This is a genomic window from Stenotrophomonas indicatrix (assembly GCA_041545745.1).
GTDB lineage: Bacteria > Pseudomonadota > Gammaproteobacteria > Xanthomonadales > Xanthomonadaceae > Stenotrophomonas > Stenotrophomonas indicatrix_A.
The window spans coordinates 1,166,644-1,182,293 of the sequence record CP168152.1; the positions used below are offsets into that span (position 1 = coordinate 1,166,644).

Annotated in this window: 15 protein-coding genes; 1 reads left to right on the plus strand and 14 read right to left on the minus strand. The window is 66.8% G+C overall.

Annotation, left to right across the window (positions count from 1 at the left end):
* Position 1: 1 nt before the first annotated feature.
* Positions 2-949 (minus strand): nucleoside hydrolase, encoded by a 948-nt coding sequence (locus tag ACEF39_RS05375; protein WP_500287208.1) that lies wholly within the window; start codon positions 947-949, stop codon positions 2-4.
* Positions 950-1,103: 154 nt separating this feature from the next.
* On the opposite strand from ACEF39_RS05375, the gene ACEF39_RS05380 reads away from it, so the two are divergent.
* Positions 1,104-1,457 (plus strand): hypothetical protein, encoded by a 354-nt coding sequence (locus ACEF39_RS05380; RefSeq protein ID WP_500287209.1) that lies wholly within the window; start codon positions 1,104-1,106, stop codon positions 1,455-1,457.
* Between the two features lie 90 nt (positions 1,458-1,547).
* On the opposite strand, the gene ACEF39_RS05385 is transcribed toward ACEF39_RS05380, so the two are convergent.
* The 13 genes from ACEF39_RS05385 to ACEF39_RS05445 form a co-directional block, all read right to left on the minus strand.
* Positions 1,548-2,267, minus strand: coding sequence for a GntR family transcriptional regulator (locus tag ACEF39_RS05385; RefSeq protein ID WP_500287210.1), 720 nt, complete (start codon positions 2,265-2,267; stop codon positions 1,548-1,550).
* 104 nt (positions 2,268-2,371) lie between these two features.
* Positions 2,372-3,739, minus strand: coding sequence for an SLC13 family permease (locus ACEF39_RS05390; RefSeq protein WP_500287211.1), 1,368 nt, complete (start codon positions 3,737-3,739; stop codon positions 2,372-2,374).
* Between the two features lie 117 nt (positions 3,740-3,856).
* Complete coding sequence (gene mdcH, locus ACEF39_RS05395) at positions 3,857-4,777, minus strand: malonate decarboxylase subunit epsilon (protein ID WP_500287212.1); 921 nt, start codon at positions 4,775-4,777, stop codon at positions 3,857-3,859.
* Positions 4,774-5,631: a triphosphoribosyl-dephospho-CoA synthase MdcB gene (gene mdcB, locus ACEF39_RS05400; RefSeq protein WP_500287213.1), complete on the minus strand. Its 858-nt coding sequence runs from the start codon at positions 5,629-5,631 to the stop codon at positions 4,774-4,776. The genes mdcH and mdcB overlap by 4 nt, the downstream gene beginning before the upstream one ends.
* Positions 5,628-6,278, minus strand: a complete 651-nt coding sequence (gene mdcG, locus ACEF39_RS05405) for a malonate decarboxylase holo-[acyl-carrier-protein] synthase (RefSeq protein WP_500287214.1) — start codon at positions 6,276-6,278, stop codon at positions 5,628-5,630. Before mdcG ends, mdcB begins: the two co-directional genes overlap by 4 nt.
* Positions 6,271-6,975 carry a biotin-independent malonate decarboxylase subunit gamma gene (gene mdcE, locus ACEF39_RS05410; RefSeq protein WP_500287976.1) on the minus strand — a complete coding sequence of 235 codons (705 nt, stop codon included), beginning with the start codon at positions 6,973-6,975 and terminating at the stop codon, positions 6,271-6,273. The genes mdcG and mdcE overlap by 8 nt, the downstream gene beginning before the upstream one ends.
* A gap of 2 nt (positions 6,976-6,977) precedes the next feature.
* The gene (locus ACEF39_RS05415; protein WP_500287215.1) at positions 6,978-7,886 is read right to left on the minus strand and encodes a biotin-independent malonate decarboxylase subunit beta; all 909 of its coding nucleotides are present in this window, start codon (positions 7,884-7,886) and stop codon (positions 6,978-6,980) included.
* Positions 7,883-8,203: a malonate decarboxylase acyl carrier protein gene (mdcC, locus tag ACEF39_RS05420; protein WP_500287216.1), complete on the minus strand. Its 321-nt coding sequence runs from the start codon at positions 8,201-8,203 to the stop codon at positions 7,883-7,885. The genes ACEF39_RS05415 and mdcC overlap by 4 nt, the downstream gene beginning before the upstream one ends.
* Positions 8,204-8,213: 10 nt before the next feature.
* On the minus strand, positions 8,214-9,857 hold the full coding sequence (gene mdcA / locus ACEF39_RS05425) for a malonate decarboxylase subunit alpha (RefSeq protein WP_500287217.1): 1,644 nt from the start codon (positions 9,855-9,857) through the stop codon (positions 8,214-8,216).
* 184 nt (positions 9,858-10,041) lie between these two features.
* Entirely contained in the window at positions 10,042-12,246 is a 2,205-nt protein-coding gene (locus ACEF39_RS05430; RefSeq protein ID WP_500287218.1) for a TonB-dependent siderophore receptor, read from the minus strand.
* Positions 12,247-12,599: 353 nt separating this feature from the next.
* The gene (gene mqo / locus ACEF39_RS05435) at positions 12,600-14,297 is read right to left on the minus strand and encodes a malate dehydrogenase (quinone) (protein ID WP_500287219.1); all 1,698 of its coding nucleotides are present in this window, start codon (positions 14,295-14,297) and stop codon (positions 12,600-12,602) included.
* Between the two features lie 205 nt (positions 14,298-14,502).
* Positions 14,503-14,949 (minus strand): GNAT family N-acetyltransferase, encoded by a 447-nt coding sequence (locus ACEF39_RS05440; protein ID WP_500287220.1) that lies wholly within the window; start codon positions 14,947-14,949, stop codon positions 14,503-14,505.
* 80 nt (positions 14,950-15,029) lie between these two features.
* Positions 15,030-15,614, minus strand: a complete 585-nt coding sequence (locus tag ACEF39_RS05445; protein ID WP_500287221.1) for a hypothetical protein — start codon at positions 15,612-15,614, stop codon at positions 15,030-15,032.
* Positions 15,615-15,650: the final 36 nt, after the last annotated feature.

Below are 15,650 nucleotides of genomic sequence, written 5' to 3' on the forward strand. Positions count from 1 at the left end.
CTTAGACCTTCAGGGTCTGCCCAATGTCGGCCAGCACCGCGGCCGCATCCACGCCGATGGCGATGGACTGCAGCACCTGGCCGTCCCACACGCTGGGGCCGAAGCCCATGCCTTCCGGCTTGGGAATGGTCATGCCACGGGCGACGCCGTCGGTGGCCACGCGCACGCTGGCGCGCTCGAACTGGAACAGCTCCGGGCGGGTCAGGGCGATGCAGGCGCAGCAGTCGTGCACGACCATGCCCTTGTGGCCGGCCTGCAGATAGAAGTCGACGTAGTCCTGCGACAGGGCGCGGACCAGTTCGGCATCGGCGCCACCGATGGCGGCCAGTTTGTCCAGGCCGTCACGGTCCATTTCCACGCGGGTGGTCACGTCCAGGCCGATGGCGGTCACCGGCCAATTGGCGGTGAAGACGATGTCAGCCGCTTCGGCATCGCCCCAGATGTTGGCCTCGGCCGCCGGCGTGATGTTGCCGTTGACGTGGAACGCACCGCCCATCAGCACCACGCCACGCACCAGTCCGGCGATGTCCGGGGCCTGCTGCAGGGCCAGCGCCAGGTTGGTCATGCGGCCGACCGCCACCAGGGTCACTTCGCCCGGATGGGCGCGCACCAGGTCGATGATCAGCTGGTGGGCCGGGCGGCTGTCGGCAACCACATCCAGCGTCTCCGGCACCGGGTGGTTGCCCAGGCCGTTGTGACCATGGATGTGCACCGGCCAGGCTTCCGGGGTGGCTTCGGGCTGCAGCGGGCCTTCAGCGCCGCGCGCGATCGGGGCGGTGAAACCCCAGACCTGCTTCAGGTACAGCGCATTGTGTGTGGTGGACGCCACCGAGGCATTGCCGAAGGTGGTGGTGACGCCGATCAGGTCGATCTGCGGATGCTTGTGCAGATACAGCAGCGCCAACGCGTCGTCGACGCCCGGGTCGGTATCGAAAATGACTTTCAGCATGTTGTTGTTCTTCTTCTTCCGTGTGGTGCAGGGGGGCCGGCGGCCCCGAGGGCAGGCCGGCGCGCCCCACATTGTCCCATCTTCATGACAGCCAGGGCGAACCGGCGGCAGTGGTATCGTCTGCGGGCCCGAACCCGTCGCAAGGAGCTGCGCCATGCTGGCTGTGACCCTCGTCCTGATTGCCCTGGTGCTGGGGCTGAACCTGGTGGCCAGCTTCGTGGTGCTGGGGCGCGACGACCTTCCCGTCAGCAGCCGCGCCGGGCAGCTGCTGGTGGTGTGGCTGCTGCCGCTGGTCGGCGCGATCGTGTGCATGGCGATGGCCACCGCCGATGGCTCACCCGCTCGGGGCGATGGCAGTGGCGGGGGGGCCGCCGATTTCTCCGGCGGCTATTCCGGCGACAGCAACAGCCACCACAGCTACAGCCACCACAGCTACAGCAGCTCGGACTGCAGCAGCGGCGACAGCGGTGGCGGGGGTGACGGCGGCAGCTGCGGCGGCGGCGATTGACGTGAGCTTCCTGGTTGCCGGCCAGCGGCCGGCACTACCAGGGACGTGACCTATCGAGGTTGCCGGCCAGCGGCCGGCAACCCCATGAACTCAACTTCCGCCTTCGGTCGGCAACGGCGCGGGCACGTTCAACAATCCGCCGCTCGCCACGTACGCGGCCAAGGCCTGGCCCTGGCTGAGCAGGTGGCGTTCCATCGTGCGCTCGGCGGCCGCGGCATCGCGCTGGCGAAAGCACTCCATCAGTTCGCGGTGTTCGGCCAGCGACTGCGCGGTGCGCCCCGGGGCCAGCAGCTGGCGCCCGCGATGCATCTTCAGGATGCGGTGCAGGTCGTGGGTGATGCGGATCAGCCACGGGTTGCCGGCGTAGTGCTGCACGGTCTCGTGGATGAGGTAGTTGTTGCGGTAGTACTCGGCGATGTTGCCGTCTGCGGCCGCCGTTTCCATCGCCGCGTGCAGATCTTCCAGCTGCTGCACGCCGGCGTCGTCGATGTGCTTGACCGCTTCATGCGCACAGCGGCCTTCCAGCATTGCCATCACCGGGAACAGCTGGTTGAGGTCTTCCAGCGTCAGCCGGGTGACCCGCGCACCGCGGCCCGCATCGATCTGCACCAGGCCTTCGGCAGCGAGCAGCTTCAGCGCTTCACGCAACGGCGTGCGGCTGATGCCCAGTTCCCCGCACAGCGCCGGTTCGTCGATCCATTCGCCCGGGGGCAGGCGGTAGTCGTAGATCCGCTCGCGCACGTGTTCGGCCACCTCTTCATACAGAGGGGCGCGCTTCTTCGGAGTACGCGGAGCGGGAGCGATGGCCATGCGGAAAGTGTAACGCCAGGTAGTGCCGGCCGCTGGCCGGCAACCTCATGAAGCCATCCAGCGATCATGGGTTGCCGGCCAGCGACCGGCACTACCGCAGGCATTTACATCCAGCCCGGCACCACGAACACCAGCCAGGCCAGCAGCGGGCCGAAGGCCACCACCAGGCCGCTGTAGACCAGGAAGCGGCGGAACAGCGTTTCGCGTTCTTCCTTCGCGGCCGAGGCCACTACCAGTGCGCCGTTGGTCGAGAACGGACTGACATCGACGATGGTGGAGGACACGGCCAGCGCGCAGATCACGCCAGCGGCGCTGAGATGGCCCTGCATCAGGAACGGCACCGCCAGCGGAATGGTGGCACCCAGCACCGCTGCCGACGAGGCGAACGCGGAGACGATGCCACCCACGTAGCAGACCAGCAGTGCGCCCAGCAGCGGGATGCCGATGCTGGAAACACCGTGGCCGATGAAGTCCACGGCACCGGCATGTTCCAGCACGCCGATGTAGGTGACCACGCCGCAGATCAGCAGCACGGTGGACCAGCTGATGCCATCCACCGCACCCTTCTGGCTCTGCGGCGACAGCAGTGCCAGCACCACCGCAACGGTGATCGAGACCAGGCCGACGTTGAGGTTGTAGATCAGCGCGGCCACGCCCAGGCCGAGCAGGCCGATCAGGGTGAACAGCCGCTCGCGGGTCAGGCCCACCGCATCCAGTGCCACCGGGTCGTTGGACAGGGTGCCACCACCGGCCGCGACCAACGCACCGTGGCCTTCAATGGCGAACTGCCGCGATGAGGCCTGCGGACCACCGGCCATCGCCAGTTCCGCGGTGCCGACCGTGCCCGCCGCAGTGATCGAACCGCGACGCAGCAGCGCGATGCCGCCGAAGGCGAAGAAGCAGATCGTGGCCATCATGAAGTTGAAGCCGAGGCTGGTCAGGAACACGGCCATCTCGGTGACTTCCAGCCCGGCCTTCTGCACCACGCCGTTGGTGATGCTGCCGTACACGCTGATCGGCGAGAATCCGCCGGCCTGCGCACCGTGGATCACCAGCAGGCCCATCATCAATGGGTTGATGTTGTACTGCATGGCAAAGCGCAGCGCGACCGGGCCGATGATCGCCACCGCGGCCGGGCCCAGCGCACCGAAGGCGGTCAGCACGGCGGTGATCACGAACATCACCCACGGGATGGCGACGATATGGCCGCGTACCGCTTTCACCGCCCAGTGCACCAGCAGGTCGATGGTGCCGTTCTTCTGCGCGATGGCGAACAGGTAGGTGATGCCGACCAGGGTCAGGAACAGGTCACCCGGGAAGCCAGCGAGGACTTCCTTGCCCCCCATGTCGACCCAGAGACCGCCGACGATGAAGGCCAGCGCGAAGGCGACGGCACCCATGTTGATCGGCATCGCGGTGGCGACGATGAACATGATCACCAGACCGATGATCGTTGCAATTTGTGGAGTCATGCGCCCTCCCAGACACCTGATTCGCGTACTGCACGGATGGAAGCCCGCCATCCCGGGGTATGGCCTGTTACGTACTGCGCGTTACGTACTGCTCAAACCCGCTACTGCTCAAACCCGTTACCGCAGCCGTTGCAGCGCGCTGCGGACCCACGCCGCCGCGCCGTCCAGGCTCTGGAATTCCTCGATGGCGCGTACCTCGCAGCATGGATAGGCCGGCGCGATCATGCGTGCCAGTGCGTTGCCCGGGCCCAGCTGCAGGAACACCCGCGCGCCGCGCTCGAAGGCCTGGCGCATCACCTGTGCCCATTCGATGGTCTGCGCCAGCTGCGCGGACAGCGTATGCACCGTCGTCGTGGTGTCGCGCACCGGTCGTGCATCGATGCCAGCCAACAGCGGCAGGCAAGGGGCATGCAGGGTGGTGGCCTGCAGCGCAGCAGCAAACGGTTCGACTGCCGCCGACAGCAGTGGCGTGTGTGCCGGCACATGCACCGGCAACGGGCGGACCTCCGCGCCCTGTGCGTGCGCGGCAGCGGCCAGAGCATTCAGTGCCTGCTGCGTGCCGCCGATGATGAAATGATCTGCGCCGTTGGCGATGGCCACGTGCGCGCCGTGCGTGTCGCACAGCGGCTGCAGCGTCTGTCGATCCAGGCCGAGGATCGCCTGCATGCCCGCACCGGCGGGACTGGCAGCATCCATCAGGCGCGCGCGCTGGGCCGACAGCGAAAGGCAGGTGCTGGCGTCGAAACTGCCGGCGATGGCGTGCGCCGCCAGTTCGCCGATGCTGTACCCGGCCAGCACGATCGGGCTCGGCAGGGTGTCGCGGAGGACATGCCATTGCGCAATGCTGGCGGCGCACAGCAGCGGTTGCGCCTGCGCGTTGTCGAAGCGGTCGTCGGCGGCTGCGGCAGCGAACACGTCGCGTTCCAGCACATCGCCCGCCGCATCCAGTACCGCGCGTGCAGCGGCGATGCCACGCACGCGGTCGAACATCGCCGGATGCTGCGCACCTTGTCCGGGGCAGAGCAGGGCCAGGCTCATGCATCCTCCTGCTGCAGCAGGAACCAGGCGCAGGCCAGCAGATCGGCACTGCCACCTGGGCTGAGCCGACGCATCACGAAGGCATCGCCGATGGACTGCAGGCGCATACGCCAGTCCGGCGCGAAGGCGCCGCCCGAGGAAAGGAATGCGCTCGCTTGTTGCTGTGCCCAACGCAGGCCCTCGGCGCCACCACGGTGCAGCAGGTTCAGATCGTCCACCTGTGCCACCAGCTGCATCAGCGTGTGGCACAGCGCGGCATCGCGCGGCAGTCCGCTGTCCAGTGCGTGGCGCATGGCAGGCAGGGCCAGCTCGCGCAACACCGGGTAGCCGGCGGCAGCCTGTTCGCGTACGCCGCAGACGCTGTGCCGCGCGCGCGCGCGCTGTCCCGGGCTGTGTGGGTCCAGTGGCGCAGCGATGAGCGCGTCTTTCCATTGCTGGACCGCCAGACACACCTGCGCGGCAGATGCGGCCTGGCCATGCACACGCCTGCGCTCAGCAGCGGCGGCCACCAGCAGGCCAAGGCTGAAGATCGCACCGCGATGGGTGTTGATGCCGGCGGTGGCGGCCAGCATGGCCGCTTCAGCGGCAATACCGTGATCGCGCAGCACCGTGAAGGGGGCACCCGCGGCACCGGCCCTGGCCACCGCAGTGAAGTAGTGGCGCAGGGCGAACAGACTGCGCAGGAAGGTACCGGCATCCATGTCGTCATGGCTGCCGCTGTCGAACGGCGTGACCAGGCCAGGCTTGGGGGCGCACGCCAGCTCGGCGTGCAGGCTGGCAATGGCCAGCCGTCCCAGGCGAGCGCTGTCGATCACCGTGCCGTGTGCAGGCAACTGCTTGCGGGCGGCAATCATGCGATCGCCTCGCGCGTGGCAAACAGCGCATCGCGCGCTTCCAGTGCGGCTCCGTCCAGACGTTTCACCAGCACCTGCCGACTGCGGCCGGCAAGTTCGCGCCAGTTCACCGCGCCACCATCGGGCAGGCACAGTTCGCCATCGAGACGATGCGGATGGCGGGTCTCCCATGCCAGCAACTGCGCGATCAGCGCCTCGGTCTGCGCAGCATCGGTCACCTGCCATAGCAGGTCGATGTCCGAACGCTCATGCACGTAGGGCAGGGCGGTCAGCCATTGCCAGGCGAAGGCGCCGAACACCCGGGCCGGGGCCAGTGACTGCAGGTCGTGAAGTGATTCCCGCCACGCCTGTGGAACAACGGCGTCGCCCGCTGCCAGCAGCTCACTCAATGCCGGCGGCGCGTGCATGCGAGCAACGTCGCGCAACGGCACGCGCAACGACAGGCGCTGCTTGCCTTCGGTCGGTGGCAATGGAATGCCCAGTCGCAGGCGCGGATCGGCATCATCCGCGGCACGACGCGCCACCACCGCAGGCAGGTCCTGCGCCAGCCATGCGGCAAGGCGCGGCTCGTACGTGGCCACGTCGGCCCGCCAATCGGCATCGGCCGACAGCCAGACCAGCGTGTGCCGGGCCGGCCGCTCAGGCATTGCCGTGGCTCACAGCGGTGGCCACCTGCGCAGCCAGCGTACGGCCACCGCGTTCGGCGCCCAGCGCCGCGCGATGGTCACCGTCGACGGGTGCACGTAGTGCTTCCAGCAGGTGATGTGCCAGATCGCCGTCCCACAGCGTTTGCACTGCGCCCATCGCCACATAGTTCTCCACGCCCGGTGCGAACACCGGCGAGGTCAGGCTCAGCGCCTGCAGTTTTTCCAACGGCTGCTTGGTCACCCGTGCCATCGCGCGCAGGTCCATCACCCGCACCTGCGCATCGGGCAGGGCATGGATGTGGTCGGCCATCAGCCCGAACGACAGGAAGCCACCGCTGACCGATTCGCCGTAGACCAGCGTGACCAGGCGCGCACCACGACGGCGGGCCAGGTCCAGGGTCTGTGCGAGGTGGGCGAAGTAGCCGTTGATGCCCAGCAGCTCATCGCGGCGCGCCAGCCGCTGGCCGGCGGTATCGACCAGCATCACGATCGGACGCTGCGGATGTGCAGCGGTGCTGGCCAGCACGGTATCAGCCAGCACCAGGGCGTGATCCACGCCCACTTCGATCCTGTCGGTGGTGCCGATCACGGTCACCTCGCCGTCGTCGGTGGTTGCCGTTCCGGTCAGTACCGAATCGTTCACCGCGACTGCATGGCCACGCGGGAACAGCGCATCCAGCAGTGTATTCAATGGCAGGCTCATGGCAGGCTCCGGTGTGCGGTGGCGGCAAGGAAGGCATCGGTTTCCAGCAGCGCCAGGCGTTCTGGGTCAGCAATGCCCTGGCGTGCCCAGATCTGAAGTCCATCGTTGCAGTCGCCCCACGCCGCCACGCGCGCTTTCAATCCGGCGTGGCGTGCCTGCAGCGCGGCCAGCGCCGCGTCGGTGTCGGTGCTTGCGGTGTCTGGCTGCAGCGCATCAAAGGCCGCCTGCGCAAACGCGCCGATCGCATCGGGCACCAGCACCTGCGCCTGGTCGATCAGGTAGCGGTGCTTGCCACCGGTCACCCGCCACACCAATGCGCGGTCGCGCGAATCGAACTCCTCCACGCCGCGCACGGTCTCGATCACTTCCGGGCCGGACAGCGACAGCCGTCCTTCTTCGGACATGATCACGGTGCTGCAGCAGCGGGCGACGATACCCATGCCGCCGAAGGCGCCGTTGCCACTGCCGATCAGCGCAACTACCGGTACGCCGGCGGCCCGCGCGCCCAGGGTGGCGCGCATGATTTCGGAAATGGCGATCAGGCCGGCGTTGGCTTCATGCAGGCGCACACCGCCGGTATCGAGCAGCAGCAGCACGCCGTCGGGATGGGTGTCTGCCGCGCGGCGCAGCAGGCCGGTCAACTTGGCGCCATGCACCTCACCCACGCCGCCGCCCATGAATTCACCCTGCTGCGCGGCCACCAGCACGCGCTTGCCGCGCAGGCGTCCTTCGCCGACGACGATGCCATCGTCAAAGGCGGCCGGTTGGTCCAGCTGCGCCAGATGCGGGCTGATGGCACGCTGGGCTGGACCGAGAAATTCGCAGAACGATCCGGCATCGAGCAGGCCGGCGATGCGCGCGCGGGCATCGGCTTCGTAATAGCTGTTGCGCTGTGCGAGCGTCATGTCCAGTCTCCGGCACGCAGGGTCTCTACCGCCTGGTCCAGGCGCAGGCTGACCACGGCCGGTGTGGCGCCGGCATCGTTGATCGACACGCGTACATCGCGCAGGGGGTGACGCTGGGCGAAGTCGGCGATCACGGCCTGCCATACCGTGCCGAAGCCACGTGCGGCGGTGATGATGCGCACCGTCATCGCACCATCCAGGTCGGCCGGTTCCAGCAGGATTTCCAGGTTGCCCGAGGCCAGCACGCCCACCAGCACTGCATTGGTGGGGAAGCGCACGGGCGTCGTGCCGTCGAATCGATAGTCGAGGGTTTCCATGGCGTGCCCCTTACCAGTTGCGGAAGCGCTTCGGCGGGTCGTACAGACCGCCGGACCAGCGCACCAGGTCTTTCACCGAACGCGCGGCAAGAAGATCACGGCTGGCATCGCGTACGTTGATGCCGAGATCGTCCGGGCGGCGGATCACCCCGCGGTCGCGCAGGTTTTCCACCATCGCGCGGTCGCGACCCCTGCCGACGGCGGTGTAGCCGGCCACGCCGCGGATCGCCTGCTCGCGTTCTTCCGGGCTGCGGCACAGCAGCAGGTTGGCGATGCCTTCCTCGGTCAGCACATGGCTGACGTCGTCGCCGTAGATCATCACCGGCGGCAGCGGCATGCTCGCGCGTTCGGCCAGTTCCCAGGCATCGAGGCGATCGACGAAGGCCGGCGCCATGTGCTCGCGGAAGGTTTCCACCATCTGCACCACCAGCTTGCGCCCACGCGGCATCTCGCCCGGTCGCGCGGCCTGCTGGCCGGCCTTGATCCAGGCGTCGCTGGCATGGCGACGGCCACGTGCATCCGAGCCCATGTTGGGCGCACCCCCAAAGCCGGCTATACGGTCACGCGTTGCGGTGGAGCTGTTGCCCTGCAGATCGATCTGCAGGGTGGAACCGATGAACATGTCGCAGGCATACAGCCCTGCGGTCTGCGAGAACGCGCGGTTGGAGCGCATCGAACCATCGGCACCGGTGAAGAACACATCCCCGCGCGCGGCGATGTATTTCTCCATGCCCAGTTCCGAGCCGAACGAGTGCACCGATTTGACGAAGCCCGATTCGATGGCCGGAATCAGCGCCGGGTGTGGGTTGAGCGCCCAGTGCTGGCAGATCTTGCCTTTCAGCCCCAGCGATTCGGCATAGGTCGGCAGCAGCAGTTCGATCGCCGCGGTATCGAAACCGATGCCGTGGTTGAGCCGGTTCACCCCGTACTCGGCGTAGATGCCCTTGATCGCCATCATCGCCATCAGCACCTGGATCTCGGAGATCTGCGCCGGGTCGCGGGTGAACAGCGGTTCGATGTGGTTCGGGCGCGGCGCTTGCACCACGAAGTTGACCCAGTCGGCAGGAATGTCGACGCGGGGGAGGGTGTCGACGATCTCGTTGACCTGGGCGATGACGATGCCGCCACCGAATGCGGTGGCCTCCACGATCACCGGCGTGTCTTCGGTGTTGGGGCCGGTGTAGAGATTGCCGTGGCGGTCGGCGGCCTGCGCTGCCACCAGTGCCACGCGCGGGGTGAGGTCGATGAAGTAGCGGCCGAACAGTTCCAGGTAGGTATGGATGGCGCCGATCTGGATGCGCCCTTCGGCCACCAGGTTGGCCAGCCGTACCGACTGCGGCCCGGAGAAGGAGAAATCCAGCCTGGAGGCGATGCCGCGCTCGAACACATCCAGGTGCGAGGGCAGCGACAGCACCGACTGCACCATGTGCAGGTCATGCACCCTTGCCGGATCGAGGTCGGCCAGCGCTTGGGCGAGGAAATCGGCCTGCTTCTGGTTGTTGCCTTCCAGGCAGACCTTGTCGCCCGGTTCCAGCAGCGCGTGCAGCAGCTCGGCGACATCGCCGGCGGCCACCTCGCGGCCCCTGGCCCATGGCGCGGCGCGTTCCAGCCGCGCCTGGCGGCCCCGCTCCAGCGTGTCCCAGCTCGGGTTCATCGACGGACTTCCGAATGGCGTTGGAATAATTACGCCATAATTATGGAGGGGTGTGCAACCCGCAGCGCAGCAAAGAAAAGGCCCGCGCGAAGGCGGGCCCATTCAGGTGGGCCACGACCGTGGGTCGTGGCGGAGCGTCAGAAGCGTGCCGACCAACGGTCGGCACCCACCATTTCCGGGTTGCTCAGAACTTCCAGCGCAGGCTGGCCGCCACGAAGCGCGGCTCGCCGTAGTTGTTGTAGTCCAGGTTGGCCCAGTAGGTCTTGTCCAGCGCGTTGCGCACGCTCAGCGTCGCCGTCCAGTTGTCGCTGATGCGGTAGTTGGCGTTGAACTGCACCAGCGCATACGCGGGCTGGTTCACCGTCACTGTGGTGCTCACGCCCACCGGGTAGGGGATGTTGTAGCCCTGCACCTTGCTCTGCCACTGCACGCCGGCACCCACGCTCAGGCGCTCCAGCGCGCCGCGCAGCTGCAGCTGGGTGTTGAGCTGCAGCAGGTCTTCGGCCGGGTTGGCGTACAGCAGGTCGGTGGCCGCACGGGTCACCTTGACGTGGGTATAGCCGGCATTGACCGTCCAGCCCGGCAGGATCTCGCCGTTGATGTCCACTTCCCAGCCACGCGCCTTGGTGCCGTTGACGCCGATGTAGGCCGAGCTGCCGTCGCTGAGTGAGCCTTCCGGCACGCTCATGTCGCGCACCGCGTAGTTGTCCTGCTTGGCTTCGAACACCGCCGCGTTGGCGGTCAGGCGACCGTCGAACCATTGCGTCTTCAGGCCCGCTTCCAGGTTGGAGCCCTGCACCGGCGCCAGCAGGTTCTCGTTGCGGTCCTTGTAGTTCTGCGGGTTGAAGATCTCGGTGTAGCTGGCATAAGCCGCCACGTTCGGGGTGATGTCGTACACCAGGCCCACGTATGGGGTGACTTCATCGCTCACCTTGTACGCGCCGCTGGTAGCGGTGTAGCTGCCGGCGGCGTTGTAGGCACGGGTCTGGGTCTGCCAGCGGCTCAGGCGTGCGCCGGCAATCAGCGCCAGCGGATCGGCCAGGCGCAGGCGGGTGGCGAGGTAGAAACCGCTCTGCGTGGTCTTGGCCACGCGGCGTGCGCCGGTAAGGGTGTACGTCACTTCGGAGATGTCGCCATCCCAGGTATGCACGTTGGGGATGTAGTAGCAGCGCTCGCGGCCACACGTCGCCCAATCGCGCGGATAGTTCAGCGCAAGGGTGTTGGTGGTGCCTTCCAGGTCGGCCCATTGCGCGCCCACGGTCACGTCGTGCTCCTGGCCCCACAGGCTGAAGGTGCCGGTCAGGTAGGCGTCGACGTTGCGGCGGGTGTCTTCCGAATCGCCGGCGGCGGTGCGCAGGTAGATGCCCGCGCCGGTCACCGGGTCGGGATTGCCGGTGCCGTACAGGCGCATGTTCTGCACGTTGCCACGGGTGTAGGCGGTGTTGATCTTCAGCAGCCAGTTCTCACCGAAGCGCTGTTCCAGGTTGGCGAATACCGTGCTGGTCTCGCGCTGCCAGTAGCTCCACTTCGGTGCCAGGTTGGTCGAGCGCGGCAGATGGGCGAAGTTGCCCTGGCTGTCGAAGAACGGCACGGTGCCCCAGGTCGAACCCACCGGGTTGTTGTCCTGGGTCTGGTAGCCGACGGTCACCGTGGTGCTGTCGGTCACATCACCTTCCAACACGGCCATGCCGGCCATCTTGTTCTCTTTGTAGCGGTCGTAATAGAAATCGCGATCGGTGTAGGCGGCGACCACGCGGCTGCGGAAGCGGCCGTCGGCGGTCAGTGGTGCGGTCACGTCCGCCTCCATGCGGCGGTAGTCCCAGCTGCCGGCACTGACCGAGAACGAAGCGTCGAACTCCTTGCCCGGGCGCTTGCGCAGCAGGTTCACCGTGGCCGACGGCACACCCGCGCCGCTGAGCAGGCCGTTGGCGCCGCGGATCACTTCCACCCGGTCGTAGAAAGCGGTGTCGTATTCCTGGTTGGTCGAGCCGCTGTAGGTGGGAATGCCGTCCACCTGGAAATCGGTGATGGCAAAGCCGCGCGCGTAGTACAGCGGGCGCTGGGTGTCATAGAAGGACACGCTGACGCCGGTGACATAGCGCATCACATCGTTGAGGCTGAACAACGATTCGTCCTGCAGGCGCTGCAGGCCGATCACCGTGGACGACTGCGGCGTTTCCTGCAGGGTGATCGGCAGGCGGGTGGTGCTGGACGGCGGCGCGGACTGCTCGGCGCGCACGCTGACCCGATCCAGGGTCTTGGCGTCGGCCGCATCGGCAGCGGCATCAGCATCGGCAAACGCCGACGGCGCAGCCAGGGTGAGGCAGGACAGCAGGGCAGCGGGCAGCAGCGCACGGCGGGGCAGGCGGGTACGGAGAGTCAGGGACATGGCGGGCTCGAAGCGTGAAGGCGGGGAAGGGGCGGCAACAGTCGTCCAGCACCCGGGGCGGCGGCTTCGGGCACATCGGGTCCATCTGGGAGTGGCGCGGTCACTGCGCAGGATGCAAATGTAAATAATTCTTAACAACATTACAATTCGCGCCGTTGCGCAGGGGTTTGTCGGCGCCTGGCAGGGGCTGAAGCGGGGTCGGATCCCGTTGCCCAAGCAACGGGCTCTGACTCCGCCCTCGGCGCTCAAGCGCGGGTCAGAGCCCTCCCGTGCGGGAGTGATCCGACCCTCAACCGCACAAACGCAGACGGCCACCCGAAGGTGGCCGTCGTATGCATACGCAAACCGCAGGCTTACAGCGCCTGCAGTTCCTCGTTGGCGTTGCGCTTTTCCTTGGCCGGCGCCGCGGCCGGCGCGACCGTCGGCGCCAGTGCCGGCGTCGTACCTGCTTCCGCCGGAACCTCCAGGTAGGGCAGGTGCAGGGTCTGGCTGGTCAGCGTGCGGATCTCGTTGGTCAGCGCGGCACTCTCGTTGAGCTTGCGGCCGTACGAGGGAACGATCTCGCGCAGGCGGGCTTCCCACCCGGCCTTCATCTGTTCCGGGAAGGCCTTGGCCATCAGGTCCAGCATGATCGGCGGCGAGGTCGAAGCGCCCGGCGAGGCACCCAGCAGCGCAGCGAGGGTGTGGTCCTTGTCGGTCACGATCTCGGTACCGAACTGCAGCACCGCGCCCTTCAGCGGATCACGCTTGATGATCTGCACGCGCTGGCCAGCGGTGACCAGCTTCCAGTCGCCCGGCTTGGCATTGGGGAAGTACTTGACCAGTTCGGCCTGGCGATCAGCGTCGTTCAGGCGTGCCTGGCTCATCAGGTACTGCACCAGGTCCAGGTTGTCCTTGCCCACTTCCAGCATCGGGCCGACGTTGTTGTGGTTGACCGACGAATACAGGTCCCACCACGAGCCGTGCTTGAGGAACTTGGTGCTGTACAGCGCGAACGGCCCGAACAGGACCACCTGCTTGCCGTCCAGCTTGCGCGCGTCCAGGTGCGGCACAGACATCGGCGGCGAACCGGTTTCAGCCATGCCGTAGGCCTTCACGCCATGGCGCGAGGTCACGTCCTGGCCCTGGAAGGCGAGGAACTGGCCGCCCACCGGGAAGCCGGCGTAGTCCTTCGATTCGGGGATGCCCGACATCTGCAGCAGCTTCAGCGCGGCGCCACCGGCACCGATGAACACGAAGCGGGCGTGGGTGGTGGATTCGGTGCCGGCCTTAAGGTCCTTCACCGTCACGTTCCAGCTCTTGTCCGCGTTCTGCCGCAGCGCGCTGACCTCGTGGTTGAGGTGCAGGCCGAAGTTCGGGCTGTGCTGCAGGCCGGCGGTCAGCTGGCGGGTGATGACGCCGAAGTTGACGTCGGTGCCCAGCGGCATCCAGGTCGCTGCGACCTTCTGCTTCGGGTCGCGGCCTTCCATCAGCAGCGGCGCCCACTGCTTGATCTGCGCCGGGTCCTCGGAGTACTGCATGCCGTAGAACAGCGGGTTCTTCACCAGCGCCTGCTGGCGCTTGTGCAGGTAGGCGATGTTGTCATCGCCCCAGACGAAGCTCATGTGCGGGGTCGGGTTGATGAAGTCGCTGGGCTGGCTCAGCCGGCCTTCCTTCACCTGGTGCGACCAGAACTGGCGCGAGACCTCGAACGATTCGGCGATGCCGATCGCACGCTTGGTCTCGATGCTGCCATCGGGCAGTTCCGGGGTGTAGTTCAGTTCGGCGAATGCCGAGTGGCCGGTGCCGGCGTTGTTCCAGCCATCCGAGCTTTCACCGGCGACGCCGTCGAGGCGCTCGTAGACCTGGATGTTCCAGTCCGGCTGCAGTTCCTGCAGGTAGGTGGCCAGGGTGATGCTCATGATGCCGGCGCCGACCAGCACGACATCGACGGGCTTGTCGTTGCTCGCAGCGGGCACCGAGCGCTGGGTCAGCGGCCAGTACAGGAACAGTGCGGCGACCAGCAACAGCAGCACGAGCAGGGCGAGTAGGGCCTTGCCAAATTTCTTCATGGGGGCGGAATCGTTGGCGGGGGGAAGGGGTCAGGATGCGCAAGAAGCAGGGAAAGAGCGTGAAGAAACAACGCCTTGCAGCATTCCAGTGGCGATTTTAACCGCTTCTGGTCCGATTTTGATGCAACGCAGCATCCGGCCCGCGCGTTCAGCCCAGTTCCGGTAGCGCCGGGCCATGCCCGGCGGCTTTTCCCGGCGCCGCGCGTCATGACAGCTCAAGAATCTCGTCACCGGCCTCGTCGATCTCGCCGGTCGCCTTCCAGCCCAGATGCCGATAGAAGCCATGGGAACGCGAGCGCGGGTCGGCCGAGCAGGCCAGGAACAGGCGGGTGTGGCCGGCATCGCGGGTCAGGCTGACCACGTCCTGCAGCAGCTGCCGGCCGATGCCGCGGTTCTCGAATTCCGGCAGCAGGGCCAGCACCAGCACCTCGCCGCTTTCGCGGTCGGCGAAGCAGTAGCCGGCCATCCGCTCGCCCTCCCAGGCGACGCGACCAATTGAATCTCCACCGGCAATACCTGCGGCCCAGCTCTCCTTGGTGATGCCCAGTTCCGCCAGCTGCGCGGCGCTGAAGGCATTTTCGCGGGTGCGCCCGCGAAGGTCGATGCAGGCAGCAGCATCATCGGGAAGGGCGTCGCGGTAGTGGATCGTCATCTGGGGAAACCTGTGGTCGAACGGAATCGCGCGATTGTGGCCGGCCCGCATGGAGATTGGATGGAGGCGGGGAGCGGTCTTCATTCATTGCCGATGGTGAAGTACTCCGCCGCGAAGTAGCCCAGTTGATAGGCCAGCGTCGCTGCAGCCAGCACCAGCTGCGAACGCGTGCTGCGCAGGTGCCAGCCCAGTGCGGCGACGACGAGCATCAGTGCCGTATGCAGTGGGTAGGCCTCGCCCAGCAGCCGCCATCGACTTCCCCCTTTGATCGCGGTGTCCACAAGATCCAGAAGCGTCAATATCGCGATCACCCCGAAGATCCAGCGTCGACGCTGCATCAGGTAGTTGCCGTAACTTCCGTACTCGCGCAGGTCTTCGGGAAACAGCAGCGCGCACAGCAGGAACCAGGTCGCGCTGTAGGTGATCACGAACAGATAGGTTTCAAACGTCCAGCGGTGCACTTCAACCAGGCGGAACTCCCACCACCAGAAGGTCACCAGCGATACCAGCGTCCACATCACCCAGCACAGGTGCAGCGCCGAACAGCCACGCCGCTGCGGGTGTTCGATGATCTGCGCCAGCCCCTTCAGCAGGGTGGTGATGGACAGGCCGAGGATGATCCCCATCACCACGCGGATATGCAGGAATACCGGTTCGGTTTCCATCGGCCAGCCCCCTCGTCGGTTGCACCGATGCTTGCA

What these genes read in the sequence shown, in the direction of transcription:
- ACEF39_RS05375 (WP_500287208.1), bottom strand. Translation starts at nt 949, where the DNA reads ATGCTGAAAGTCATTTTCGATACCGACCCGGGCGTCGACGACGCGTTG.
- ACEF39_RS05380 (WP_500287209.1), top strand. Translation starts at nt 1,104, where the DNA reads ATGCTGGCTGTGACCCTCGTCCTGATTGCCCTGGTGCTGGGGCTGAAC.
- ACEF39_RS05385 (WP_500287210.1), bottom strand. Translation starts at nt 2,267, where the DNA reads ATGGCCATCGCTCCCGCTCCGCGTACTCCGAAGAAGCGCGCCCCTCTG.
- ACEF39_RS05390 (WP_500287211.1), bottom strand. Translation starts at nt 3,739, where the DNA reads ATGACTCCACAAATTGCAACGATCATCGGTCTGGTGATCATGTTCATC.
- mdcH (WP_500287212.1), bottom strand. Translation starts at nt 4,777, where the DNA reads ATGAGCCTGGCCCTGCTCTGCCCCGGACAAGGTGCGCAGCATCCGGCG.
- mdcB (WP_500287213.1), bottom strand. Translation starts at nt 5,631, where the DNA reads ATGATTGCCGCCCGCAAGCAGTTGCCTGCACACGGCACGGTGATCGAC.
- mdcG (WP_500287214.1), bottom strand. Translation starts at nt 6,278, where the DNA reads ATGCCTGAGCGGCCGGCCCGGCACACGCTGGTCTGGCTGTCGGCCGAT.
- ACEF39_RS05415 (WP_500287215.1), bottom strand. Translation starts at nt 7,886, where the DNA reads ATGACGCTCGCACAGCGCAACAGCTATTACGAAGCCGATGCCCGCGCG.
- mdcC (WP_500287216.1), bottom strand. Translation starts at nt 8,203, where the DNA reads ATGGAAACCCTCGACTATCGATTCGACGGCACGACGCCCGTGCGCTTC.
- mdcA (WP_500287217.1), bottom strand. Translation starts at nt 9,857, where the DNA reads ATGAACCCGAGCTGGGACACGCTGGAGCGGGGCCGCCAGGCGCGGCTG.
- ACEF39_RS05430 (WP_500287218.1), bottom strand. Translation starts at nt 12,246, where the DNA reads ATGTCCCTGACTCTCCGTACCCGCCTGCCCCGCCGTGCGCTGCTGCCC.
- mqo (WP_500287219.1), bottom strand. Translation starts at nt 14,297, where the DNA reads ATGAAGAAATTTGGCAAGGCCCTACTCGCCCTGCTCGTGCTGCTGTTG.
- ACEF39_RS05440 (WP_500287220.1), bottom strand. Translation starts at nt 14,949, where the DNA reads ATGACGATCCACTACCGCGACGCCCTTCCCGATGATGCTGCTGCCTGC.
- ACEF39_RS05445 (WP_500287221.1), bottom strand. Translation starts at nt 15,614, where the DNA reads ATGGAAACCGAACCGGTATTCCTGCATATCCGCGTGGTGATGGGGATC.